Annotated in this window: 20 protein-coding genes; 14 read left to right on the top strand and 6 right to left on the bottom strand. The window is 60.8% G+C overall.

Annotated features, from left to right (window positions below):
* Positions 1 to 254 precede the first annotated feature (254 nt).
* From AB4O25_RS11440 to prpD, 6 genes are all read left to right on the top strand, one after another.
* Positions 255 to 965, top strand: coding sequence for a GntR family transcriptional regulator (locus AB4O25_RS11440; protein ID WP_017527442.1), 711 nt, complete (start codon positions 255 to 257; stop codon positions 963 to 965).
* The gene (gene prpB / locus AB4O25_RS11435) at positions 962 to 1,855 is read left to right on the top strand and encodes a methylisocitrate lyase (RefSeq protein ID WP_034099732.1); all 894 of its coding nucleotides are present in this window, start codon (positions 962 to 964) and stop codon (positions 1,853 to 1,855) included. The genes AB4O25_RS11440 and prpB overlap by 4 nt, the downstream gene beginning before the upstream one ends.
* 39 nt (positions 1,856 to 1,894) lie before the next feature.
* The gene (gene prpC / locus AB4O25_RS11430) at positions 1,895 to 3,022 is read left to right on the top strand and encodes a bifunctional 2-methylcitrate synthase/citrate synthase (protein WP_460150865.1); all 1,128 of its coding nucleotides are present in this window, start codon (positions 1,895 to 1,897) and stop codon (positions 3,020 to 3,022) included.
* A gap of 141 nt (positions 3,023 to 3,163) precedes the next feature.
* Positions 3,164 to 5,758, top strand: a complete 2,595-nt coding sequence (gene acnD, locus AB4O25_RS11425) for a Fe/S-dependent 2-methylisocitrate dehydratase AcnD (RefSeq protein ID WP_065878215.1) — start codon at positions 3,164 to 3,166, stop codon at positions 5,756 to 5,758.
* A gap of 13 nt (positions 5,759 to 5,771) precedes the next feature.
* Entirely contained in the window at positions 5,772 to 6,962 is a 1,191-nt protein-coding gene (prpF, locus tag AB4O25_RS11420) for a 2-methylaconitate cis-trans isomerase PrpF (RefSeq protein ID WP_017527446.1), read from the top strand.
* A 130-nt stretch (positions 6,963 to 7,092) separates the two neighbouring features.
* Positions 7,093 to 8,577, top strand: coding sequence for a 2-methylcitrate dehydratase (gene prpD, locus AB4O25_RS11415; RefSeq protein ID WP_065878213.1), 1,485 nt, complete (start codon positions 7,093 to 7,095; stop codon positions 8,575 to 8,577).
* A 60-nt stretch (positions 8,578 to 8,637) separates the two neighbouring features.
* On the opposite strand, the gene AB4O25_RS11410 is transcribed toward prpD, so the two are convergent.
* The 5 genes from AB4O25_RS11410 to AB4O25_RS11390 are packed head-to-tail and all read right to left on the bottom strand — an operon-like array spanning position 8,638 to position 14,110.
* The gene (locus tag AB4O25_RS11410; RefSeq protein ID WP_017527448.1) at positions 8,638 to 9,366 is read right to left on the bottom strand and encodes an alanyl-tRNA editing protein; all 729 of its coding nucleotides are present in this window, start codon (positions 9,364 to 9,366) and stop codon (positions 8,638 to 8,640) included.
* Between the two features lie 2 nt (positions 9,367 to 9,368).
* The gene (locus AB4O25_RS11405; protein ID WP_017527449.1) at positions 9,369 to 10,361 is read right to left on the bottom strand and encodes a serine O-acetyltransferase; all 993 of its coding nucleotides are present in this window, start codon (positions 10,359 to 10,361) and stop codon (positions 9,369 to 9,371) included.
* Positions 10,362 to 10,398: 37 nt separating this feature from the next.
* Positions 10,399 to 11,313 carry a PLP-dependent cysteine synthase family protein gene (locus AB4O25_RS11400; RefSeq protein ID WP_065878211.1) on the bottom strand — a complete coding sequence of 305 codons (915 nt, stop codon included), beginning with the start codon at positions 11,311 to 11,313 and terminating at the stop codon, positions 10,399 to 10,401.
* A gap of 14 nt (positions 11,314 to 11,327) precedes the next feature.
* Positions 11,328 to 13,190 carry a molybdopterin-synthase adenylyltransferase MoeB gene (gene moeB, locus AB4O25_RS11395; protein ID WP_017527451.1) on the bottom strand — a complete coding sequence of 621 codons (1,863 nt, stop codon included), beginning with the start codon at positions 13,188 to 13,190 and terminating at the stop codon, positions 11,328 to 11,330.
* A gap of 26 nt (positions 13,191 to 13,216) precedes the next feature.
* The gene (locus AB4O25_RS11390) at positions 13,217 to 14,110 is read right to left on the bottom strand and encodes a DMT family transporter (protein WP_161979888.1); all 894 of its coding nucleotides are present in this window, start codon (positions 14,108 to 14,110) and stop codon (positions 13,217 to 13,219) included.
* Between the two features lie 160 nt (positions 14,111 to 14,270).
* On the opposite strand from AB4O25_RS11390, the gene AB4O25_RS11385 reads away from it, so the two are divergent.
* Positions 14,271 to 15,695 (top strand): aminotransferase-like domain-containing protein, encoded by a 1,425-nt coding sequence (locus AB4O25_RS11385; RefSeq protein WP_017527453.1) that lies wholly within the window; start codon positions 14,271 to 14,273, stop codon positions 15,693 to 15,695.
* A gap of 53 nt (positions 15,696 to 15,748) precedes the next feature.
* Here AB4O25_RS11385 and ppsR read toward each other — a convergent pair whose 3' ends face one another.
* On the bottom strand, positions 15,749 to 16,567 hold the full coding sequence (gene ppsR / locus AB4O25_RS11380) for a posphoenolpyruvate synthetase regulatory kinase/phosphorylase PpsR (protein WP_003193298.1): 819 nt from the start codon (positions 16,565 to 16,567) through the stop codon (positions 15,749 to 15,751).
* A gap of 178 nt (positions 16,568 to 16,745) precedes the next feature.
* Here ppsR and ppsA point away from each other — a divergent pair, with 178 nt between their 5' ends.
* The 7 genes from ppsA to sigX all read left to right on the top strand — a co-directional run bounded on the left by ppsA (position 16,746) and on the right by sigX (position 23,755).
* On the top strand, positions 16,746 to 19,121 hold the full coding sequence (gene ppsA, locus AB4O25_RS11375; RefSeq protein WP_017527454.1) for a phosphoenolpyruvate synthase: 2,376 nt from the start codon (positions 16,746 to 16,748) through the stop codon (positions 19,119 to 19,121).
* 106 nt (positions 19,122 to 19,227) lie between these two features.
* On the top strand, positions 19,228 to 20,217 hold the full coding sequence (locus AB4O25_RS11370; protein ID WP_065878210.1) for an alpha/beta fold hydrolase: 990 nt from the start codon (positions 19,228 to 19,230) through the stop codon (positions 20,215 to 20,217).
* Positions 20,218 to 20,404: 187 nt separating this feature from the next.
* Positions 20,405 to 20,896 carry a ribonuclease E activity regulator RraA gene (rraA, locus tag AB4O25_RS11365; RefSeq protein ID WP_017527456.1) on the top strand — a complete coding sequence of 164 codons (492 nt, stop codon included), beginning with the start codon at positions 20,405 to 20,407 and terminating at the stop codon, positions 20,894 to 20,896.
* A 25-nt stretch (positions 20,897 to 20,921) separates the two neighbouring features.
* On the top strand, positions 20,922 to 21,917 hold the full coding sequence (locus tag AB4O25_RS11360) for a zinc transporter ZntB (protein WP_017527457.1): 996 nt from the start codon (positions 20,922 to 20,924) through the stop codon (positions 21,915 to 21,917).
* A gap of 87 nt (positions 21,918 to 22,004) precedes the next feature.
* Positions 22,005 to 22,250, top strand: a complete 246-nt coding sequence (locus tag AB4O25_RS11355; RefSeq protein WP_017527458.1) for a hypothetical protein — start codon at positions 22,005 to 22,007, stop codon at positions 22,248 to 22,250.
* 2 nt (positions 22,251 to 22,252) lie between these two features.
* Complete coding sequence (locus AB4O25_RS11350) at positions 22,253 to 23,077, top strand: mechanosensitive ion channel family protein (RefSeq protein WP_017527459.1); 825 nt, start codon at positions 22,253 to 22,255, stop codon at positions 23,075 to 23,077.
* 87 nt (positions 23,078 to 23,164) lie between these two features.
* Positions 23,165 to 23,755 carry an RNA polymerase sigma factor SigX gene (sigX, locus tag AB4O25_RS11345; RefSeq protein WP_003175518.1) on the top strand — a complete coding sequence of 197 codons (591 nt, stop codon included), beginning with the start codon at positions 23,165 to 23,167 and terminating at the stop codon, positions 23,753 to 23,755.
* The last annotated feature ends 86 nt before the right edge of the window (positions 23,756 to 23,841 follow it).

Raw genomic sequence — 23,841 nt, 5'->3', positions numbered from 1 at the left:
GTGCGATGTTCAATTCAAGGCGACTGGCATTGCTGCGCAAACTCCCTCGTGCGCCGTTTCATCCAATGATGTCAGGCAAAATCGGCGGGCATTCTAACATGATGCTTTTTTGGCGCCAGCGCTGGCAGGCGGCCATGCTCTCGGTGAATACGTTGAGGGTTATTAGACGATTGTCGACAATGTGGATTTATTCTTTGACTAATGCAGGCTGATTGGCTAGTTTTTGCGGCATTGCTTTTAAAGGTGTCGACAATATGTGGGTTCAATCGGAATCTCCGGTCGCTGCTTCCGACGAGTCCCAGACAATGTCGGAGAACGTCTTCCGGCGTATCCAGGCCGCCATCGTCAAGGGCGAGATCGCCCCCGGCAGCAAGATCTCCGAGCCGGAACTGGCGCGCACCTACGGCATCAGCCGCGGCCCGCTGCGCGAAGCGATCCATCGTCTGGAAGGCCAGCGCCTGCTGGTGCGCGTGCCCCATGTGGGCGCCCGCGTTGTGTCGTTGAGCCATGCCGAGCTGGTCGAGCTCTATGAGATCCGCGAGTCCCTGGAAGGCATGGCCTGCCGCTTGGCCGCCGAGCGCATGACCGACGCCGAAATCGAAGAACTGCGCCAAGTGCTGCATACCCATGAACGGGATGCGGCATTCCAGGCCGGCGTCGGTTACTACCAGCAGGAAGGCGACTTCGACTTTCATTACCGGATAATTCAAGGCGCGGGCAACCGCACCCTCACTCAAATGCTCTGCGGCGAGCTGTACCAGTTGGTGCGCATGTACCGCATCCAGTTCTCCGCCACGCCGAATCGTCCACGCCAGGCTTTTGCCGAGCATCACCGCATTCTGGACGCGATTGCCGATCGCGACGGTGAATTGGCCGAATTGTTGATGCGCCGGCATATCGGCGCTTCCAAACGCAATATTGCCCGTCACTTTCCGGACGGCGCCCCTGATAGAGGTGAGTCATGAGTTCGAATAATAACAGCACACCCGGCCAGCGTTTCCGTGACGCGGTCGCCAGCGAGCATCCGTTGCAGGTGGTCGGCACGATCAACGCCAACCACGCCCTGTTGGCCAAGCGCGCCGGCTTCAAGGCGATTTATCTGTCAGGCGGCGGCGTGGCTGCCGGCTCCCTGGGCGTGCCGGACCTGGGCATCACCGGCCTGGACGACGTGCTCACCGACGTGCGCCGTATCACCGACGTATGCGACCTGCCGCTGCTGGTGGACGTGGACACCGGGTTCGGTTCCTCGGCGTTCAACGTGGCGCGCACCGTCAAGTCGATGATCAAGTTCGGCGCGGCCGCCATCCACATCGAAGACCAGGTCGGCGCCAAACGCTGCGGGCATCGCCCGAACAAAGAAATCGTCTCCCAGCAGGAGATGGTCGACCGCATCAAGGCCGCCGTGGATGCGCGCACCGATGACAGCTTTGTGATCATGGCGCGTACCGATGCCCTGGCCGTCGAAGGCCTGGAATCCGCCCTGGAGCGTGCCGCCGCCTGTATCGAGGCCGGTGCCGACATGGTCTTCCCGGAAGCCATCACTGAACTGGAGATGTACAAACTGTTCGCTGCCCGGGTGAAAGCGCCGATCCTGGCCAATATCACCGAATTCGGTGCGACGCCGCTGTACACCACCGAACAGTTGAAATCTGCCGATGTTTCCCTGGTGCTGTACCCGCTCTCGGCCTTTCGCGCCATGAACAAGGCCGCCGAAAACGTCTACACCGCGATCCGTCGCGACGGCACCCAGCAGAACGTGATCGACACCATGCAAACCCGCATGGAGCTTTACGACCGCATCGACTACCACACCTTCGAGCAGAAGCTCGACGCGCTGTTCGCCGCGAAAAAGTAACGAACGCGCCTCCCATAACTACAAAATTGGAGAACGAACATGGCTGAAGCAAAAGTATTGAGTGGCGCCGGCCTGCGTGGCCAGGTCGCCGGGCAGACCGCTCTGTCCACCGTGGGCCAGGCCGGTGCCGGCCTGACCTATCGCGGCTACGACGTACGCGAACTGGCCGCCGACGCGCAGTTTGAAGAAGTCGCCTACCTGCTGTTGTACGGCGAACTGCCGACCCAGGCCCAACTGACCGACTATCGCCACAAGCTGAGCAAGCTGCGCGACCTGCCCCAGGCACTGAAAGAAGTGCTGGAACGCATCCCCGCCGACGCCCATCCGATGGACGTGATGCGCACCGGTTGTTCGTTCCTGGGCAATATCGAACCCGAGAAAGACTTCAGTGTGCAACGGGATGTCACCGACCGCCTGCTCGCCGCGTTTCCGGCGATCATGTGTTACTGGTACCGCTTCAGCCATGACGGCAAGCGCATCGACTGCGTGACTGACGAGCCAGGCATCGGCGGCCACTTCCTGCACCTGCTGCACGGCAAGAGGCCGAGCGAGCTGCATGAGAAAGTCATGAATGTGTCGCTGATCCTCTACGCCGAGCACGAGTTCAACGCGTCGACCTTCACCGCACGAGTGTGCGCTTCGACCCTGTCGGACCTGTATTCCTGCGTCACCGCTGCCATCGGCTCGCTGCGCGGCCCGCTGCATGGCGGCGCCAACGAAGCGGCGATGGAGATGATCGAACGTTTCGGCTCTGCCGCAGAAGCGGTGGAAGGCACCCTCGGCATGCTGGCGCGCAAAGACAAGATCATGGGCTTCGGCCACGCGATCTACAAAGACAACGACCCGCGCAATGAAGTGATCAAGGGCTGGTCGAAAAAACTCGCCGACGAAGTGGGCGACACCGTGTTGTTCCCGGTCTCCGAAGCCATCGACAAAACCATGTGGGAGCAGAAAAAACTCTTCCCCAACGCCGACTTCTACCATGCCTCGGCGTACCACTTCATGGGCATCCCGACCAAGCTGTTCACGCCGATCTTTGTCTGCTCGCGCCTGACCGGCTGGGCCGCGCATGTGTTTGAGCAGCGTGCCAACAACCGCATCATCCGTCCAAGCGCCGAGTACACCGGCGTCGAACAGCGCAAGTTCGTGCCAATCGAACGTCGCTGAAGACCGGCGATCCTGAAGTGGAATGAGATCAAATGTGGGAGGGCGGTGCGACGACTCGACTTGCCCCCTTCCACATTTAAATCGCATGTCAAATCTGGATCAGTGGGTCCCTCTTGCAACCACCGTGACCGAGTCCTGACGATGAACACTGAATTTCGCAAACCGCTGCCCGGCAGCCGCCTGGATTACTTCGACGCCCGCGCGGCAGTCGAAGCCATCACCCCCGGCGCCTACGCCACGTTGCCCTATACCTCCCGCGTGCTCGCTGAAAACCTGGTGCGCCGTTGCGACCCGGCCACCCTTGAGGCGTCCCTGAGCCAACTGATCGAACGCAAACGCGACCTCGACTTTCCCTGGTTCCCGGCGCGGGTGGTGTGCCACGACATCCTTGGCCAGACCGCGCTGGTCGACCTCGCCGGCCTGCGCGACGCCATCGCCCTGCAAGGCGGTGACCCGGCGCAGGTCAACCCGGTGGTGCCGACCCAGTTGATTGTCGACCACTCCCTGGCCGTCGAGGCCGGTGGTTTCGATCCGGATGCGTTCCAGAAGAACCGCGCCATCGAGGACCGCCGCAACGAAGACCGTTTTCACTTTATCGAATGGACCAAAAAAGCCTTCAAGAACGTCGACGTGATCCCGCCGGGTAACGGCATCATGCACCAGATCAACCTGGAGAAAATGTCCCCGGTGATCCAGGTGCGCGACGGCGTGGCCTTCCCCGACACCTGTGTCGGCACCGACAGCCACACCCCGCATGTGGACGCCTTGGGCGTGATCGCCATCGGCGTCGGTGGCCTGGAAGCCGAGAGCGTGATGCTCGGCCGCGCCTCGTGGATGCGCCTGCCCGAAAGCGTGGGCGTCGAGCTCACCGGCAAGCTGCAGCCGGGCATCACGGCCACCGATATGGTGCTGGCGCTGACCGAGTTCCTGCGCAAGCAAAAAGTCGTCGGCGCGTGGCTGGAGTTCTTTGGTGAAGGTGCGTCGGCGCTCACCCTGGGCGACCGCGCGACCATCTCCAACATGGCCCCGGAATACGGTGCCACGGCGGCGATGTTCTACATCGACCAGCAAACCATTGCCTACCTCAAGCTCACCGGCCGCGAAGACGAACAAGTCGCGCTGGTCGAGCAGTACGCACGCCACACCGGGCTGTGGGCCGATGACCTCAAGGGGGCGCAATACGAGCGTGGCCTGAGCTTCGACCTGTCCAGCGTCGTGCGCAACATGGCCGGCCCGAGCAACCCCCACGCCCGCGTCGCCACGCGTGACCTGGCTGCTCAAGGCATTTGCGGCCAGTGGGACGACGTACCGGGGCAGATGCCGGACGGCGCGGTGATCATCGCCGCCATCACCAGTTGCACCAACACCAGCAACCCGCGCAACGTGATCGCCGCCGGCCTGCTGGCGCGCAATGCCAACCGGCTGGGGCTGACGCGCAAGCCGTGGGTCAAATCGTCCCTGGCGCCCGGCTCGAAAACCGTGGCGATGTACCTGGAAGAAGCCGGCCTGGGCCATGAGCTGGAAAAACTCGGCTTTGGCGTAGTGGCCTTCGCCTGCACCACCTGCAATGGCATGTCCGGCGCGCTGGACCCGGTGATCCAGCAAGAGATCATCGACCGCGACCTGTACGCCACCGCCGTGCTTTCGGGCAACCGCAACTTCGACGGGCGGATTCACCCGTACGCCAAGCAAGCGTTCCTGGCGTCGCCGCCGCTGGTGGTGGCCTATGCGATTGCCGGCACCATCCGGTTCGACATCGAAAAGGACGTGCTTGGCCTGGATGCCGACGGCAAGGAGATCCGCCTGCAGGACATCTGGCCGAGCGACGAAGAAATCGACGCGGTGGTCAAGGCCTCGGTCAAGCCCGAGCAGTTCCGCGCGGTGTACATTCCGATGTTCGCGATCCACGAAGACACCGGCCCCAAGGTCACGCCGCTGTACGACTGGCGCCCGCAAAGCACCTATATCCGCCGCCCGCCGTACTGGGAAGGCGCATTGGCCGGTGCGCGCCCGCTCAAGGGCATGCGCCCGCTGGCGGTGCTGCCGGACAACATCACCACCGACCACCTGTCGCCTTCGAACGCGATCATGCTCGACAGCGCCGCCGGCGAATACCTGGCGAAAATGGGCCTGCCGGAAGTCGACTTCAACTCTTACGCGACCCACCGTGGCGACCACCTGACCGCGCAACGCGCCACCTTCGCCAACCCGAAACTGTTCAACGAAATGGTGCAGGAAAACGGCAAGGTCAAGCAGGGCTCCCTGGCGCGCATCGAGCCCGAAGGCAAGGTTACGCGCATGTGGGAAGCCATCGAAACCTACATGGAACGCAAGCAGCCGCTGATCATCATCGCCGGTGCCGACTACGGCCAAGGCTCCTCCCGCGACTGGGCCGCCAAGGGCGTACGCCTGGCCGGTGTGGAAGCGATTGCCGCCGAAGGGTTCGAACGTATCCACCGCACCAACCTGGTGGGCATGGGCGTGTTGCCGCTGGAGTTTCTGCCGGGCACCGACCGCCACACCTTGCACATCGACGGCAGTGAAACCTATGACGTGGTCGGCGAACGCACACCGCGTGCGCAGTTGACCCTGGTGATCAACCGCAAGAACGGCGAACGTGTCGAGGTGCCGGTGACCTGCCGCCTGGACACCGCCGAAGAAGTGTCGATCTACGAGGCGGGCGGCGTGTTGCAACGTTTCGCCCAGGACTTCCTGGAATCGGCGGCGACCGCCTGAGAAGAGGATGCATATGGCACCTGTAGCGCAAATCAAGATCCCCGCCACCTATATGCGTGGCGGCACCAGCAAGGGCGTATTTTTCCGCCTCCAGGACCTGCCCGCTTCGGCGCAGGTCCCGGGGAAGGCCCGCGATGCCTTGTTGCTGCGAGTGATCGGCAGCCCCGATCCCTACGACAAGCAAATCGATGGCATGGGCGGCGCCACGTCCAGCACCAGCAAGACCGTGATTCTTTCCAAGAGCACCCGTGCCGATCACGACGTGGACTACCTGTTTGGCCAGGTCTCCATCGATAAGCCCTTTGTCGACTGGAGCGGCAACTGCGGCAACCTGTCGGCGGCGGTGGGTTCGTTCGCGATCAGTGCGGGTTTGGTCGAGCCGGCTCGAATCCCACACAACGGCGTGGCCGTGGTGCGCGTCTGGCAGGCCAATATCGGCAAGACCATCATCGCCCGCGTGCCGATCACCGACGGCGCGGTACAGGAAACCGGCGACTTCGAACTGGACGGCGTGACGTTTCCGGCTGCCGAAGTGCAGCTGGAATTCATGGATCCGGCGGCGGAAGAAGAGGGCGGCGGTGGCTCGATGTTCCCCACCGGCAACCTGGTCGACGATCTGGAAGTACCTGGTATCGGCACCTTCAAGGCCACGCTGATCAACGCCGGTATCCCGACGATTTTCATCAACGCCCAAGACTTGGGTTATACCGGCACCGAGCTGCAAGGTGCGATCAACGGCGACCCCAAGGCCCTGGCCATGTTCGAGACCGTGCGTGCCCACGGCGCGCTGCGCATGGGCTTGATCAAGCACCTGGACGAAGCGGCCCAGCGCCAGCACACGCCGAAGGTCGCGTTTGTGGCCAAGCCTTCCGATTACGTGGCCTCCAGCGGCAAGGCGATCAAGGCCGGGGATGTGGATTTGCTGGTGCGTGCGCTGTCCATGGGCAAGCTGCACCACGCGATGATGGGCACGGCGGCGGTGGCAATTGGCACGGCGGCGGCGATTTCCGGGACCTTGGTCAACCTCGCGGCCGGTGGCATTGAACGTAACGCCGTGCGCTTCGGGCATCCGTCCGGCACCTTGCGCGTGGGTGCTGAAGCCACCCAGGTGAACGGCGAATGGGTCGTGAAAAAAGCCATCATGAGCCGCAGTGCGCGGGTGTTGATGGAAGGTTGCGTGCGCGTCCCCGGCGACTCTTTCTAAAGCCCAACACCAATTCCCTGTGGGAGGAAGCAAGCCTCCCCCCACAAGGGACATAAGCAGGCATACAGACCTGCGACACGATCAACCCTGACCCTGAGGATGGAACAACCCTAACTTTTGGAGCACTGCCATGAGCACCAACGTCGACCAGAACAATCGCCCCGACTACGACCAGGTCCTGCAGGACATCGCCGACTACGTCCTCAGCTACCGAATCGACTCGCCGCTCGCACTGGACACCGCGCGCAACTGCCTGATGGACACGCTCGGCTGTGGCCTGCTGGCCCTGCGTTTCCCCGAATGCACCAAGCACCTCGGGCCGCTCGTCGAAGGCAGCGTGGTGCCGTTCGGCGCACGCGTGCCGGGCACGTCATTTCGGCTGGACCCGGTCAAGGCGGCGTGGGACATCGGCTGCATCGTGCGCTGGCTCGACTACAACGACACCTGGCTCGCCGCCGAATGGGGCCACCCTTCCGACAACCTCGGCGGCATCCTCGCCGTGGCCGATCACCTGTCGCAAAAACGCCTGGCCAATGGCGACGCGCCGCTGACCGTGCGCGTGGTGCTGGAAGCGATGATCATGGCTCACGAAATCCAGGGCGTGATCGCGCTGGAAAACTCGTTCAACCGCGTCGGCCTCGACCATGTGCTGTTGGTGAAAGTCGCCTCCACCGCCGTCACCGCCAAACTGATGGGGGCCAATCGTGAGCAATTGCTTGCGGCCTTGTCCCACGCGTTTGTCGACGGGCAGGCGCTGCGGACTTACCGACATGCGCCGAACGCCGGTTCGCGTAAATCCTGGGCGGCGGGTGATGCGTCGAGTCGTGGCGTACGCCTGGCGGATATCGCGCTGCGGGGCGAGATGGGCATCCCTGGTGTATTGAGTGCGCCGCAGTGGGGGTTCTATGACGTGCTGTTCAGCCACACCAACAAGGATCTGGCCCTCAAGCCCGAAGACAAACGTGCGTTCAGCCTGTCCCAAGCCTATGGCACCTACGTGATGGAAAACGTGCTGTTCAAGATCAGCTTCCCCGCCGAGTTCCACGCGCAAACGGCTTGCGAAGCGGCGGTGACCTTGCACCCGCAAGTCAAACATCGCCTGCATGAAATCGAGCGTATCGTGATCACCACCCACGAGTCGGCGATCCGCATCATCTCCAAGGTCGGCCCACTGGCCAATGCCGCCGACCGCGACCACTGCCTGCAATACATGACCGCCGTGCCCTTGGCGTTCGGCACGCTGGTGGCCGAGCACTACGAGGATGCGTTCCACGCCGCGCACCCGATCATCGACGTGTTGCGCGACAAGATGGAAATCGTCGAGGAACCGCGCTACAGCCGTGAGTACCTGGAAGCCGACAAGCGTTCCATCGCCAATGCGGTGCAAGTGTTCTTCGTCGATGGCACCTTTACCGAGCAGGTGGCGGTGGAGTATCCGATTGGCCATCGTCGCCGTCGTGCGCAGGGCATTTCGTTGCTGGAAGACAAGTTCAAGGCCAACCTGTGCACGCGGTTTACCGGCCAGCGCAGTGCCGAAATTTTTGCCTTGTGCAAGGATCAGGCGCAGCTTGAGGCCACGCCGGTCAACCGCTTCATGGACCTGTTCGTGATCTGAAAAACGGTGCAGGACTAAATTGTGGGAGGGGCGGTGCCCCTCCCACATTCATGATCGCGTTTACTCAAATCGCAGTATCACCCTGCGGTTGTGCTTGCTCTTTTTCTCGATTTTTTCGCAGAACACCCGGCCGATTTCCTCGGTGTTGAGCACGTGGGTGCCGCCGCAGGGCTGGATATCGATGCCGGCGATTTCAATCACCCGTACCGAGCCCTGGATCACCGGCGGCGCCACCGCCTGGGTGCGGGTGATCTGCAGCAGGGTGGCGTATTCCGTGGCGGCCATCGACAGGGTTTTAACCGGGTGGGCCTGTTCTATCAGCGTATTGAGGTCGCGAGTGATGCTGTCTTTGTCGAGGGTCATTTCCGGTAAATCGAAATCCAGGCGGCCCTTGTCGGCGCTGATGCTGCAACCGGTCACGGGGGCGTCAATGATCGAGCACAACAGATGCAGGCAGGTGTGCATTTTCATGTGTTGGTAGCGCCGCTCCCAATCCAGGCCGGCGTCTACCTGCACGCCGGCGGCCAGTTGCTGCGGGCAGTGTTCCACCTGGTGCCAGATGATCGAACGCAATACCGGATCGCGCACCGTGCCGGTCACGGCTACCTGCGTGCCATCGGGCAGGCTCAAATGCCCGGTGTCGCCCGGCTGGCCGCCACCGGTGGGGTAAAACAGCGTGTGCTCCAGGGCAACGCCGTGTTCGCTGACGGCAATCACCCGTGCGCTGAAGGCGTTCTGGTAGGGCGCGCTGTCGAACAGCGCCAGGGTTTCCATGGTGTGCACGGACATGTTCAACCTCCGACGATCAGTGGGCTGGCTTGCAACAGGTGACGCACCATTGCGCTCAAGCCAGGGGGAGAGAGCAGGGTGATTTCAAATTCGGGGCCGCAGACTTTCAGGTTCAGCGGCAGGCGCGGCAGGTGGTCGCCAGTTGCCACGCGGTGCAGGCGAAATTGCAGGTGGTGGCGTTCCTTGACCGTGGGTTCGAGCATCAGCCCCGGCAAAGGGTGGAAATCGGCGTCGAGCACCGTGACCTTGTGGCTGGCATTGATCTCGCCGACCACGTGCAGGCGCTCATCCAGGGCGAAGGCTCCGAGGTAGTTGCTGTGGTCCGATTCATCGTTTTTTTGCAGTTGGATCTGGTTGACCACCTTGACCTTGGTTCCGGCGGGCACGTCCTGGGTGATCACGCACGAAGGGCTGATAAACACGTTATCGCCGATCAGTACATAGCCCAGCACGCGAGCCCCGGAGCCGACTTCGACATTGTTGCCCAGGCGCGGGTGGCGCTTGCCGTCGGGGTTGTTGGCGATACCGCGAGCTCCCAGGGTCACGCCGCAGAGGATGTAGCAGTCGTTGCCGATCTCACAGGTTTCACCGATCACCGTGCCGTAGCCGTGGTCCAGCACAAAGCGCCTGCCGATGCGCGCTGCCGGGTGAATCTCGGCCCCCGACAACACCTTGCCCTGATTGCTCAGCTTGAGGGCGATGCGTGAGAACACGCCGTTGGTCTGGTCGGGGAAGTTCCACACCAAGTGTGCAAGCCGGTAATACAGAACGGCTTTGAACGAAGCATAGGACTCCAGGATCAGTTCACCGCGCCCACGGGACGCCGGGTCGCGGTAGGCATAGGCGATCAGGTCTTCGGCCACCGCCTGCGCAGCGTTTTGCACCAGCGGCGCCAGATGCGGTTCGAGCTGTTTCATCTGCATGGGCGTGAGGGTTCTGATGAGGTGGGTGAGCAACTCATCGTGCAGTTGTTGCATGTCGATAAAGCCGCCCATGGAGGCACCCCCGCAGTCTGGATGGTTGGAAACCCGGTTATTCGAAGTTGGGCAGGTAGCTGTCGGCATTGTCGTAGACCATGGTCAACACCACCGTTTCGGGCGGTAGTTCGGGGGCGAGCCTGGCGATGGCCACCATGTTGGCGGCGGAGGACAGTCCCAGGCTGATGGCGTCGGTGCGCATGATGCGTTTCATCATGTCGAGGCAGTCCTGGCGCGAGACCTTGAGCATGCCGTCGATGACATCGAGGTTGAGGATGCTCGGGATCAGGCCAATCGACAGGCCTTGGATATGATGCGGCGCGTGCTGGTTTTTCAGCAGGTCACATTCCTCAGGTTCCACGCCCATTACGCGAAGCCCGGGCCAGGCGGCTTTGAGGGTTTCGCCGATGCCGGTGATATGGCCGCCGGTGCCGATGCCGCTGATGAAGTAATCCACGTGACGGTCACCAAAGGCGCGGAGGATTTCCGGTGCGGTGGTGTCGCGGTGGGTCTGCGGGTTGGCGCCGTTGCGTTGCTGGTTGAGCATCACGTAGCTGGGGTTTTCCAGCTGCAGTTCCATGCACTTTTCACCGTGGGAGTTGTTACCGAGACGGCTGTCCGACAGCACCACCTTGGCCCCGTACAGGCGCAGTAGCTTCTGTTTTTCGGGGCTGTAGTTGTCGGGAATCACCAGCACCACCTTGTAGCCCAGCACATTGCCGGCCATTACCAGACCAATGCCGGTATTGCCGCCGCTGGGCTCGATAATGGTTTGCCCGGCATCACGGATCAGCACGCCGCGGCGTTCGGCGTCGAGGATCATGCCCAGGGCGATGCGCGCCTTGTGGCTGCCGCCGGGGTTCAGGGATTCCAGTTTGGCGTAGACCTCGATACCGAGGTCTTCGGAAAACTGCGCCAGGCGCACGATCGGCGTATGGCCGATGGCGTCGAGAATTGAGTTATGCAGCATCGTTCAGCCCCTGCTCAGTACAACGGCATGTCGGGTTCGACGTCGCGAACCCAGTGTTTCATGCCGCCTTGCAGGACTTTGGTGTTGGCGAAGCCGGCGGCAATCAGTGTGCTGGCGGCTTGCTCGGCGCGGGTGCCGGCGTAGCAGATCAGATAATGGGTGTTATCGCGGCTGAGGCGGTCGAGTTGCCCGTCCAGCTCGGCCAGGGGGATATGCACCACGCCCGGCAACTTGCACACCTCCAGTTCGCTGGCGTCACGCACATCCAGCAGTACGTCGGCGCTGCGAGGGTGTTCGAGCAGTTGCTTGAGTACCCGTGGTTTGATGTAGCGCTCTTGGGCCAGTGACGGCGCGCTGGGTACGGCGTCGGCGCACACGGCCGGCGCCACCGATTCGCTGTGGCGCAGCTGCGAACAGCACGGGCAGTCGGCGCGGCGCTTGAAGCGGATCTCGCTGAACTTCATCGCCAGCGCATCGAAGCGCATCAGGCGCCCGGACAGAGGCTCGCCAATGCCGATCAGCAATTTGATCGCCTCGGTGGCCTGGATCATCCCGACCACGCCAGGCAGCACGCCGATCACCCCGCCCGCGCTGCAATTGGGGGCCAGTTCCGCCGGCGGTGCCTGGGGGAACAGGCAGCGATAGCACGGCCCGCCTTTATAGTTGAGCACGCTGATCTGGCCGTCGAAGCGATAGATGGCGCCATACACCAACGGCTTGCCCAATTGCACACAGGCGTCGTTGACCAAGTAGCGCGTGTCGAAATTATCGGTGCCGTCGATCACCAGGTCATAGGCCCCCACCAGCTCCAGGGCGTTGTCGGCATTCAGGGCGGTGTTGTGGGCGTTGATCTGGATATGGCGGTTGAGGTCCTGCAGGCGCTGCTTGGCGGACTCGACTTTGGGCATGCCCAGCGTGCCGTTGCCGTGGACGATCTGGCGTTGCAGGTTGCTGCTTTCCACCACGTCGAAATCCACCAGGCCCAGGGTGCCGATACCGGCTGCCGCCAGGTACAGGCTGATGGGCGAGCCCAGGCCGCCGGTGCCGATGATCAGTACCTTGGCTTTCTTGAGGTTCAGTTGGCCTTCGCGGCCGACGCCCGGCAGGGTGATGTGGCGCACATAACGCTGTACCTCTTCGTTGCTCAGGGTGTCGACGTCGATGCCGCCGGACGTCGCGAGCAACACTTCGATCCGGGCTTTTTCCGGCAAGGGTTCATCGGCTTCAATCAACGCTTCCTCCGCGGTAAACAGGAAGTGTTCCTTGAGCTGGTTGTTCTTGTCGTGAAACAGATGCTGGCGCAACTGCGGGTGGTTGGTGCAGAGGTTTTCAATGACTTCGCGCAATGTCGATCCGGGGCCCACGAGGGTCGATTCCGGCAGCTTGGCCACGCGAACCAGAATGTCGGGGAAAGAGACAGCGTTCATGGACAACTCCGTGTGCAGGTCGTTGAAAGGTTTAAGTGCGAAATGTTTGCCATCCCAGGCAAACAATTTGGAACCCAGGGCCTGGCCCCGGCGAACGTCGACCACTAGGTAGCTGACGGGGTAGATCGGTTCGCCCATGAACAGGGCCTTGTCCTGGTCTTCATCGCTGAAATAGGCGCCCACGTCCGGGTGGGAGTGATAGATCACTACCACCGGGTTGTCGCTGCGAAACGCCTTGTTCATCAGCAGGGTGTCGGCGACCGAAAAGGTGTAGCCGTTGGCCGCGCTGCGTGGGTACATCTCGGGGTTCTTGCGGTGCAGCTCATTCTGGATATTGCTGCCCAGGTACACGCTGCCGTCGGCGAAGACGAAGCCACAGCATTCCTCGGGATAGCTGCGGCTGGCGTGGGCGTAGATCTGTTCCAGGGCGGTGGGGCGGAGGACTTCCATGTTTCTCTCGCGTAGTTGTGGGAGGGTCAATTTTTCTTGGCCAGGAGTTTTTCAACGGGCAACTTGGTGATTGCGAAGCCGGCCAGCAGGATGGCCGAGTACAGCATCAGGTCGCGGGAAATCGACACGCCTTCGTACCAGGCGCCGATGATCACCGCGAACACCGGGAAGATGATGAATACGAACGACAGGATGATCGGGCTCAAGCGCTTGAGCAGCATGAAGTACACGATGAACCCGCCCACCGAGGCCACCAGCCCAAGGTAGAACAGCGCGCTCCAGGAGCGCAGGGTGATGTTTTCGAAGGTGGGCGTTTCAAACCACAGGCCGGCCACGAACAGCATCAGCCCGGCAATGCCGATGGGCAGGGTGTTGTAGGTGATGACGCTGATCGCGCTGCCTTTTTGCTTGGTGATGACATAGCACAAGGCATGCATGATCGCGGCAGTGAGAATCGCCAGTACCCCTAGGAACTCGGCGTGGTCCAAATGCAGGCCCTGGCTCTTGATGATCATGTACAGGCTGCCGAAGCCGATACCGATACCGACCACCTGGGAAAAGTAGATGCGCTCGCGCAGGAACAACGCGGAGAAGATCAGGATGAAGACGGGCATGCAACTGAACAGCAGGGCAGTGAGGCCGGACGAGACATGCATCTCGCCATAGTTGAGCAGGTAGTAGGGCACGCTGAAGTAGGACAGGGTCACGAATACGAAGAACCATCGGCTTTCCCTGGGAAACAGGATCGGCTCGCGGCGCACCATGGCAAAACACAGGAACAGCGGAAACGCGATAAGAAAGCGCAGGCCGGCGGAGGTGAGGGGTGGCACGCTCTCCACGGCGATTTTGATCCCCAGCCAGGTAGTACCCCAACTCAGGCAAACGATAAGAAACATCACACTGGTCACCAGCCCGGCCAACCACTGTTTTTGGGTTTTGGTTTTGGCGGTGTTTTCGATAACGGCGGACATTGGCATCGTTTATTGCTTCCCTGAGCCGGAATTGAACTCTATATTGAGCTTGTAATGAGTTGTAAAAATCGGCGATTGAACCCGTAAAAGCACACTATTAGGGCGAAAGATGGCTGTCAAAACAAATATTGACATGGTGTCAATTATGCGTGAGGGCTTGTCCAACGGGCAGGGCGTGAAGTACAAGCGCCTGTCTGATGTCATGGAGCGGGGCATCCTCGAAGGCTTGATTGAACCCGGACGAAAACTGCCGCCCCATCGGGTGCTTTCCGACAATTTGGGGGTGACCATCGGCACCATCAGCCGGGCCTACGGCGAACTGGAGCGCCTTGGGTTGGTGGTGGCGCGAGTCGGTGACGGTACTTTCGTACGCAAGCGTGGGATGGAACGCCAGCGCGATGAAGGCTTTCGCAACGTCAGCGAGGAGCCGCGCCAGTATTTTGATATGAGTCGCAACATGCACATCCCTGGGCAGGAAACGACCTTCCTGGCCCAGAGCTTCCAGACCCTGTCGACTAATGCCAAATTCCTCCAGGACATCAGCGCCTACACCCCCGATGCCGGGCTGCCGCGTTATCGCGATGCCGGCGCGCAGTGGCTGGTGCAGCGTGATTTTCATCCGATTCCCGAGCAGGTTATCTGCGTCAATGGCGGCCAGCATGGTCTGCTCTGCTCGATGATGGCGCTGTTGCGTGCCGGCGACACGGTGGTCACCGAACAGTTGACGTACCCAGGGCTGATCACTGCCGCGCGCATGCTCGGCATACGCCTGATCGGCCTGGAAATGGACGAAGAAGGCGTGTTGCCGAGCGCGCTGGATGAAGTGTGTCGTAACCATCGGATTTCGGCGTTGTACTGCACGCCGACGATCCAGAACCCCACCACCGCGGTGCTTTCGGTGGCGCGCCGCGAAGCGTTGGTCAAGGTATGCCGCGAACACAATCTGCTGATTCTTGAGGACGAAGCCCACGGCGTGCTGGTGGAAGACCGGCCGCCCCCCCTGAGCCATTTCGCGCCCGAACGGACGATTTTGATCAGCAGCCTGAGCAAGGCGGTGTCCGCGGGCTTGCGGGTGGGTTACGTGCATGCGCCGCCGGCGCTGGTCAGCCGGATTTCGGCCGCGCTACGTTCAACCTGCTGGATGGCCACGCCGGTGACCCTGGAGTTGGCCACGCAGTGGATCGAGAATGGTACGGCCGAATACCTGCTGCGCCAGCAGATCACTGAGATCAGTCGGCGCAAAGCCCTGGTGCGTGACCTGTTGGCCGGCCTGGCGTACCGCACCCACCTCAACAGCCCGCACTTTTGGATTGAGGTACCGGAGCCGTGGCGTGCATCGGAAATCGAGGCGGAGCTCAAGCAGCACAATTACCTGATCGCCACCGCCGAGGCCTTCGCCGTGGGGCAGACGGCGGTGCCGCAGTTTATACGGGCGAGTATCTGCAATACGTCAGGGAATGATCAGTTGTTGCGGGCAGGGTTTGATGCGTTGGCGACGGCGTTGGGGCAGGGTGGGGGCAGGTTTCATCTGTAGATCCGAATGTACACCGACCCACCTTTGGGAGGGGCTGCTGCCCCTCCCGCAGGTTATTTGAAGCGCCGCTCCACGCCTTTCTCCACCAGAATCTTCGCCGAAATCTCTTCCACCGAAAAATGTGTGGAATTGATGTGCGCAATATTCTCGCGCCGGAACAAATTTTCTACTTCGCGCACTTCGAACTCGCACTGGGCGTAGCTGGAGTAGCGGCTGTTGGGCTTGCGCTCGTTGCGGATGGCCGTGAGGCGGTCCGGGTCGATGGTCAGGCCGAACAGCTTGTGCGAGTGCGCGCGCAGGGCGGCCGGGAGCGTCAAGTGCTCCATGTCGTCCTCGGTGAGCGGGTAGTTGGCCGCGCGAATACCGAATTGCATGGCCATGTACAGGCAGGTGGGCGTTTTGCCGCAGCGCGACACGCCGACCAGGATCAGGTCGGCCTTGTCGTAGTAGTGGGTACGTGCACCGTCGTCGTTGTCGAGCGCGAAGTTAACCGCCTCGATACGCTCCATATAATTGGAGTTATGCCCAATGGAATGGGACTTTCCGACAGAGTATGAGGAATGTTCACTCAGCTCCTGCTCCAGTGGCGCCAGGAACGTCGAGAAAATGTCGATCATGAAACCATTCGACGTTGCGAGAATCTCACGAATGTCCTGGTTGACGATGGTGTCGAAAATGATCGGCCGAAAGCCGTCTTTTTCAGCCGCCAGATTGATTTGTTGTACCATGGCCCGCGCTTTATCCACGCTGTCGATGTAGGGGCGCGTGAATTTGGCGAAGGTAATGTTTTCGAACTGCGCGAGCAGGCTTTGACCCAGTGTCTCGGCTGTGATGCCGGTGCCGTCGGAAATAAAGAAAGCAGATCGTTTCATTTGAGCCCTGGGCCTTAAGCTGATGGCGAATCTTGGATATGATAGGCGCGATTTTGCCGTCCCGCAGTGGGCCGCATTCTCACTTATTTTCCAGGTCCAGGCCACAAGCGCTGGCGAACGCTCCTACTGAGCAGCCGGCGTCCTGAGCTTTTCCAACACAGAAAGTGGAGAGATCACCTTGGTAGAGTACGTAGTTTCCCTCGATAAGCTCGGCGTCCATGATGTAGAGCACGTAGGGGGCAAGAACGCATCCCTCGGCGAGATGATCAGTAATCTTGCAGGCGCAGGTGTGTCGGTGCCCGGTGGTTTCGCCACCACGGCCCAGGCTTACCGCGATTTCCTCGAACTGAGCGGCCTGAACGCTCAGATCCACGCCGCGCTGGATGCCCTGGACGTCGATGACGTCAACGCCCTGGCCAAGACCGGCGCCCAGATCCGCCAATGGATCATGGAAGCCGAGTTCCCTGAAAAGCTCAACGAAGAAATTCGCACCGCCTTCGCCACATTGTCTGCGGGCAACCCGGACATGGCCGTTGCAGTGCGCTCCTCGGCCACCGCCGAAGACTTGCCGGACGCTTCTTTCGCCGGCCAGCAAGAGACCTTCCTGAACATCCGCGGCGTGGAAAACGTGATCCGCGCAGCCAAGGAAGTATTTGCCTCGCTGTTCAATGACCGCGCTATTTCCTACCGCGTACACCAGGGCTTCGACCACAAGCTGGTGGCCCTGTCTGCCGGCGTGCAGCGCATGGTGCGTTCGGAAACCGGCACCGCCGGCGTGATGTTCACCCTCGATACCGAATCCGGTTTCCGTGACGTGGTGTTTATCACCGGCGCCTACGGCCTGGGCGAAACCGTCGTACAAGGCGCGGTGAACCCGGACGAATTCTACGTACACAAGCAAACCCTCGAGGCCGGCCGTCCGGCCATCCTGCGCCGCAACCTGGGCAGCAAGGCCATCAAGATGATCTACGGCGACGAGGCCAAGGCCGGTCGCTCGGTGAAAACCGTTGAAGTCGACAAGGCCGAGCGCGCGCGTTTCTGCCTGACCGACGCTGAAGTCAGCGAATTGGCCAAGCAAGCGATGATCATCGAGAAGCACTACAAGTGCCCGATGGACATCGAGTGGGCCAAGGACGGCGACGACGGCAAGCTCTACATCGTGCAGGCTCGCCCGGAAACCGTGAAAAGCCGTACCTCGGCCAATGTCATGGAACGCTACCTGCTCAAAGAGACCGGCACCGTGCTGGTTGAAGGCCGCGCCATCGGCCAGCGTATCGGCGCCGGCAAGGTGCGGATCATCAAGGACGTGTCCGAAATGGACAAGGTCCAGCCAGGCGACGTACTGGTCTCGGACATGACCGACCCGGACTGGGAACCGGTCATGAAGCGCGCCAGCGCCATCGTCACCAACCGTGGCGGGCGTACCTGCCACGCGGCGATTATTGCCCGTGAGCTGGGGATTCCAGCCGTGGTCGGGTGTGGCAATGCAACCCAACTGCTCAAGGATGGCCAGGGCGTAACCGTTTCCTGCGCCGAAGGCGATACCGGTTTCATCTTCGAAGGTGAGCTGGGCTTCGACATCAAGCAGAACTCCATTGATGCCATGCCGGACCTGCCGTTCAAGATCATGATGAACGTCGGTAACCCGGACCGCGCCTTCGACTTCGCGCAACTGCCGAACGCCGGCGTGGGCCTGGCCCGCCTGGAATTCATCATCAACCGCATGATCGGCGTGCACCCCAAGGCACTGCTCAATTACGACGGCCTGCCGCCAGAGATCAAAGACAGCGTCGACAAGCGCATCGCCGGCTACAACGACCCGGTGGGCTTCTACGTCGAGAAGCTGGTGGAAGGCATCAGCACCCTGGCAGCGGCGTTCTACCCGAAAAAGGTCATCGTGCGCCTGTCGGACTTCAAGTCCAACGAGTACGCCAACCTGATCGGCGGCAAGCTCTACGAGCCGGAAGAAGAAAACCCGATGCTGGGCTTCCGTGGCGCCTCGCGTTACATCAGCGAAGCGTTCCGTGACTGCTTCGAGCTTGAGTGTCGCGCACTGAAGCGCGTGCGTAATGAGATGGGCCTGACCAACGTCGAGATCATGGTGCCGTTCGTGCGCACCCTGGGCGAAGCGAGCCAGGTGGTGGACCTGCTGGCTGAAAATGGCCTGTCCCGTGGCGAAAACGGCCTGCGCGTCATCATGATGTGCGAACTGCCGTCCAACGCCATCCTGGCCGAAGAGTTCCTGGAGTTCTTCGACGGCTTCTCCATCGGCTCCAACGACCTGACCCAATTGACCCTGGGCCTGGACCGCGACTCGGGGATCATCGCCCACTTGTTCGACGAGCGTAACCCCGCGGTCAAGAAGCTGCTGGCCAACGCCATTCAGGCCTGTAACAAGGCCGGCAAGTACATCGGTATTTGCGGCCAAGGCCCGTCCGATCACCCTGACCTGGCCAAGTGGCTGATGGAACAGGGCATCGAAAGCGTCTCGCTGAACCCCGATTCGGTGCTGGAAACCTGGTTCTTCCTGGCCGAGGGCCAGGCGTCCGCCTAAGGTCGCTACGTCAAAAGTGCCGGTCACTCGTTGAGGGTGACCGGCATTCTTATCTGTACAGGGCGGGAATCCTTGCGGACGCCGCCCTTTTTTGTGCAAGAGCATTATGCAAAGCAGCAGCAATTTGTTTCCTGTCGCCTTGATCAGCGCTGAACGTCGTGGCGACTTGAGTGAAGACGTGTACCGCCTCAAACCCGGTAACAGCCCCGACGGCACCGTCGAGCTGGCGGTTACCCGGTTGGGCCTGGCCGATGTCGCGCAAACCCGCGGCACCCCGGTTATTTTGTTGCATGGCAGTTTTTCCAATCGGCGCTTCTGGTACTCGCCTAAGGGCATCGGCCTGGGCGCCTACCTGGCGCGGCAGGGGTTTGATGTGTGGATCCCGGAAATGCGCGGTCATGGCCTGTCCAAACGCAACCACGACTACGTCAAAAATCGTATCGCCGATTACGCGCGTTACGATTTACCGGCCATCGGTGCGTTTGTGCGTGAGCAAAGCGCGCAGATTCCGCACTGGATCGGCCACTCCCTTGGCGGTATTACCCTGGCGGCCGCCCTTGGTGGGCAGTTTCTGGGGGCGCCGGCGGTGGCGTCGGTGGCGTTGTTCGGCTGTCAGGTGAGCCGTACCCACTGGCCGTTGAAAATTCCACCGGTGGAGTGGGGCGGCCGTTTCATTCTCAAGCGTCTTGCCCAACTGTCCGGCCCGCGATTCAAACGGGGCCCCGAGGATGAACCGGCCGGGGTGATGATCGAGGCCATGCGCTGGAACGGCCTGTTCGGGCGGTTCGGCGACCGCGAGCGTGACTGGTGGAAGGGCCTGGCGGACGTCGATGTGCCGCTGCTGGCAGTCAGTGCCGTGGGCGACCAACAGGACCCGGACTGGGCTTGTCGCAAGCTGTTCGAGCAGGTCGGCGCCGAGCATCGCCAGTACCTGTGCCTGGGGCGCCAGCAGGGTTTTAGCGGAGATTTCGGCCACGTGGAGATGCTGGTCAGTAAAGCCGCCCAGGTCGAAGTGTGGCCGTTGGTCGAGCGCTGGTTGAAAGACCCGCTCACACCTTTATTTGCGGCGCCGGCCGAGGCTTTGGCGCCGGTCTGATGCAGGGCTCTGCCATGGGCGTTTCGCTCCTGCAAGGTTGCGGCTAAGATATGACGCGTTAAACGCTTCTGGTCATATTCAGTCGCTTCGCCGCTATTGCGTTGCGGTGAAGCGGGTGGGATGTTGCGCGCCGGCCTCGCTGGCGCCTCTTTCGAAAGACACTTCTTTGGCAGAAAGGAATTTTTCAATGAACCATTACGTGACCCCAGACTTGTGCGACGCCTACCCGGAACTGGTGCAGGTGGTCGAGCCGATGTTCAGCAATTTCGGCGGCCGTGATTCCTTTGGTGGTGAAATTGTCACCATCAAGTGCTTCGAAGATAACTCGCTGGTCAAGGAACAAGCTGACCAGCCGGGTGCCGGCAAGGTATTGGTAGTCGACGGTGGTGGTTCTCTGCGCCGCGCGTTGCTGGGCGACATGATCGCCGAAAAAGCCGCGAAAAATGGCTGGGAAGGCCTGGTGATCTACGGTTGCATCCGTGATGTCGATGTCATTGCCCAGACCGATCTGGGTGTGCAGGCCCTGGCCAGCCATCCAATGAAGACCGACAAGCGCGGTATTGGCGACCTGAACGTGGTGGTCACCTTTGCGGGTGTGACGTTCCGCCCGGGCGAGTACATCTACGCCGACAATAACGGTGTGATCGTCTCTCCAAGCCCGCTGAAAATGCCTGAATAAACAGCAATAGCCGACAGGGGTGAGGATGTTCGAGGAAGAAAACGCGCAATGGGGGCTGGTGCACGCCCTGGTGCTGGACGGTAAAGGCGGTGCGCGTTCGATTGCCCGGACTGAGCTCGACGACCTGCAACTGCAGCCCCAGGAAAGCCTGTGGTTGCACTGGGATCGCAGCCACCCCCAAACCCAGACCTGGCTGCGCAAATCCAGTGGGCTGAGCGAGTTCGCCTGCGACCTTTTGCTGGAGGAAAACACCCGCCCGCGCTTGTTGCCGTTGCCGGAGGCCGAACTGCTGTTGTTTCTGCGCGGGGTTAACCTCAACCCAGGGGCCGAGCCGGAAGACATGGTCTCGGTGCGCATTTTCGCTGCCGCCAGCCGCGTGATCTCCCTGCGCTTGCGCCCGCTGCGCGCCACCGATGAGCTACTGGTGGAGCTGGCGGACGGCAAAGGCCCCAAAACCGCGTCTGAACTCATCCTTTATATGGCGCAGTACCTGACCAATAAAGTGCAGGATCTGGTCACGGACCTGTCGGAAGTCGTGGATACCGAGGAAGAAAAACTCGATACCGACGAACGGTATACGCCGGAGCACGGCAGCATTTTGCAGATCCGTCGGCGCGCGGCCGGGCTCAAGCGTTTCCTGGCGCCGCAACGGGATATTTTTGCCCAGCTCACACGCATCAAGTTGCCATGGTTTTGTGACGACGATGCCGACTACTGGAACGAATTGAACAACAGCCTGACGCGTTACCTCGAGGAGCTCGAACTGACCCGAGAGCGCGTGGGGCTTGTGCTTGAGGCCGAAGACCGGCGCTTGAGCGTGCGCATGAATCGCACCATGTACCGCTTCGGGATCATCACCGGAATTTTCCTGCCGATGAGTTTTTTGACCGGCTTGCTGGGGATCAATGTGGGCGGCATACCGTTATCGACGAGCCCTTATGGATTCATGGTTGCTTGCCTGTTGATGGTGTCGGTCGCCCTGGGACAATGGTGGCTATTTCGACGATTACGCTGGGTTTGAGCTGAATATGACCTGAACGTAGGAAGGGTCTCATGTGACCCGACGAATTTTACCCTCGTCTTTTAAAACACTTGCGAGAGGTCTTTTATGCACGATCCGTTCGAACAGTCTTTGCGTGACATGCTCAATGCCTCGCCGTCCAACCGCGACGACGATGCTTGCCTTGGCCGCGTGTTGAAAACCGCCAACCGGCAGGTGGGGGCGGGTGATCTGTTCGGTCTGCTCGGTCGCTGGCTGCCTGCGTTGATGATGGCCCTGAACAACGGTTCGGCCCACGTATCGCCGGTTTCCCGTCATAAACCTCTTGCTCGCACTGCTGATAAGGCTGATTGAATATGGAACTTGATCTCTGGACCCAGAGCCTGGTCACCGCGATGACCGCATTGTGGACCAAGGTGGCGAACTTCATTCCCAACCTGTTTGGTGCGTTGGTGCTGGTATTGCTGGGCTTTGTCGTGGCCAAGCTGCTCGACACCCTGCTATCGAAGTTGCTTGCGAAACTAGGCCTTGACCGCCTGATGGCGGGTACCGGCCTGACCAAGCTGCTGGGGCGCGCCGGGTTGCAAGTGCCGATCTCCACATTGATCGGCAAGATCGTTTATTGGTTTGTGCTGCTGATTTTCCTGGTTTCTGCCGCTCAATCCCTTGGACTCGAGCGAGTTTCAGCTACGCTCGACATGCTGGCGCTGTATTTGCCGAAGGTTTTCGGCGGCGCGCTGGTGCTGCTGGTAGGCGTTCTGCTGGCGCAACTGGCCAATGGGCTGGTGCGCGGCGCCGCCGAAGGCGTTGGGCTGGACTATGCCGCCGGCCTGGGGCGAATCGCCCAAGGGCTGGTGATCATCATCAGTATTTCGGTCGCGATCAGCCAATTGGAAGTCAAGACTGACCTGCTGAACCACGTGATCGTGATCGTTTTGATTACCGTTGGTCTGGCTGTTGCGCTGGCCATGGGCTTGGGAAGTCGGGAAATTGCCGGTCAGATCCTGGCTGGAATCTATGTGCGTGAGTTGTATCAGGTGGGGCAACACGTACGTGTGGGCGAGGTCGAAGGGCAAATCGAGGAGATCGGTACAGTCAAGACGACGGTGCTGACCGACGACGGCGACCTGGTGTCGTTGTCCAATCGGATTCTCCTGGAGCAGCAGGTCAATAGCCGCTAATCCGGCAAACCCTGCTAATGTACGCCGCCGCAAACCCGGCTGACCGGGCTGTAGCGGACATTGACCTGACTGTCGGCACGACTTGTTTTGAATAAAGCCCAAACGCTGTCCACGCGCTATGACCCCCGTGAGCTCTCTGATGAGGAGTTGGTCGCGCGCGCGCACACGGAGCTGTTTCACGTAACTCGCGCGTACGAAGAATTGATGCGCAGATATCAACGCACTCTGTTCAACGTTTGTTCAAGGTATTTAGGGAACGATAGAGATGCGGATGATGTCTGTCAGGAAGTGATGCTCAAGGTGTTGTACGGCCTGAAGAACTTCGAGGGCAAATCGAAGTTCAAGACCTGGCTATACAGCATCACGTACAACGAGTGCATCACGCAGTATCGCAAGGAACGGCGAAAGCGTCGCTTGATGGACGCGTTGAGTCTTGACCCCCTTGAGGAGGCGTCTGAAGAAAAGGCGCCGGCACCCGAGGAGAAGGGCGGACTTGATCGCTGGTTGGTGTATGTGAACCCGATTGACCGGGAAATTCTGGTGCTACGTTTTGTCGCAGAGCTGGAATTCCAGGAAATCGCTGACATCATGCACATGGGTTTGAGTGCTACAAAAATGCGTTACAAGCGTGCTCTAGATAAATTACGTGAGAAATTTGCGGGCGAGACTGAAACTTAGTGCGTGGCAAATATCTCTTACGTGTAGGCAAGTTCTGTTAGACTTGTCGCCGAGTTGTCCCCCGGTTTGTGGGACTGCTTTACAAT

The sequence above is a fragment of the Pseudomonas sp. S3_A03 genome, assembly GCF_054668275.1.
This window is presented reverse-complemented; position numbering and strand designations above follow the sequence as displayed.

Excerpts from the sequence above, each read along its gene's own strand:
- AB4O25_RS11440 (WP_017527442.1), top strand. The coding sequence starts at position 255 with ATGTGGGTTCAATCGGAATCTCCGGTCGCTGCTTCCGACGAGTCCCAG.
- prpB (WP_034099732.1), top strand. The coding sequence starts at position 962 with ATGAGTTCGAATAATAACAGCACACCCGGCCAGCGTTTCCGTGACGCG.
- prpC (WP_460150865.1), top strand. The coding sequence starts at position 1,895 with ATGGCTGAAGCAAAAGTATTGAGTGGCGCCGGCCTGCGTGGCCAGGTC.
- acnD (WP_065878215.1), top strand. The coding sequence starts at position 3,164 with ATGAACACTGAATTTCGCAAACCGCTGCCCGGCAGCCGCCTGGATTAC.
- prpF (WP_017527446.1), top strand. The coding sequence starts at position 5,772 with ATGGCACCTGTAGCGCAAATCAAGATCCCCGCCACCTATATGCGTGGC.
- prpD (WP_065878213.1), top strand. The coding sequence starts at position 7,093 with ATGAGCACCAACGTCGACCAGAACAATCGCCCCGACTACGACCAGGTC.
- AB4O25_RS11410 (WP_017527448.1), bottom strand. The coding sequence starts at position 9,366 with ATGTCCGTGCACACCATGGAAACCCTGGCGCTGTTCGACAGCGCGCCC.
- AB4O25_RS11405 (WP_017527449.1), bottom strand. The coding sequence starts at position 10,361 with ATGGGCGGCTTTATCGACATGCAACAACTGCACGATGAGTTGCTCACC.
- AB4O25_RS11400 (WP_065878211.1), bottom strand. The coding sequence starts at position 11,313 with ATGCTGCATAACTCAATTCTCGACGCCATCGGCCATACGCCGATCGTG.
- moeB (WP_017527451.1), bottom strand. The coding sequence starts at position 13,190 with ATGGAAGTCCTCCGCCCCACCGCCCTGGAACAGATCTACGCCCACGCC.
- AB4O25_RS11385 (WP_017527453.1), top strand. The coding sequence starts at position 14,271 with ATGGCTGTCAAAACAAATATTGACATGGTGTCAATTATGCGTGAGGGC.
- ppsR (WP_003193298.1), bottom strand. The coding sequence starts at position 16,567 with ATGAAACGATCTGCTTTCTTTATTTCCGACGGCACCGGCATCACAGCC.
- AB4O25_RS11370 (WP_065878210.1), top strand. The coding sequence starts at position 19,228 with ATGCAAAGCAGCAGCAATTTGTTTCCTGTCGCCTTGATCAGCGCTGAA.
- rraA (WP_017527456.1), top strand. The coding sequence starts at position 20,405 with ATGAACCATTACGTGACCCCAGACTTGTGCGACGCCTACCCGGAACTG.
- AB4O25_RS11360 (WP_017527457.1), top strand. The coding sequence starts at position 20,922 with ATGTTCGAGGAAGAAAACGCGCAATGGGGGCTGGTGCACGCCCTGGTG.
- AB4O25_RS11355 (WP_017527458.1), top strand. The coding sequence starts at position 22,005 with ATGCACGATCCGTTCGAACAGTCTTTGCGTGACATGCTCAATGCCTCG.
- AB4O25_RS11350 (WP_017527459.1), top strand. The coding sequence starts at position 22,253 with ATGGAACTTGATCTCTGGACCCAGAGCCTGGTCACCGCGATGACCGCA.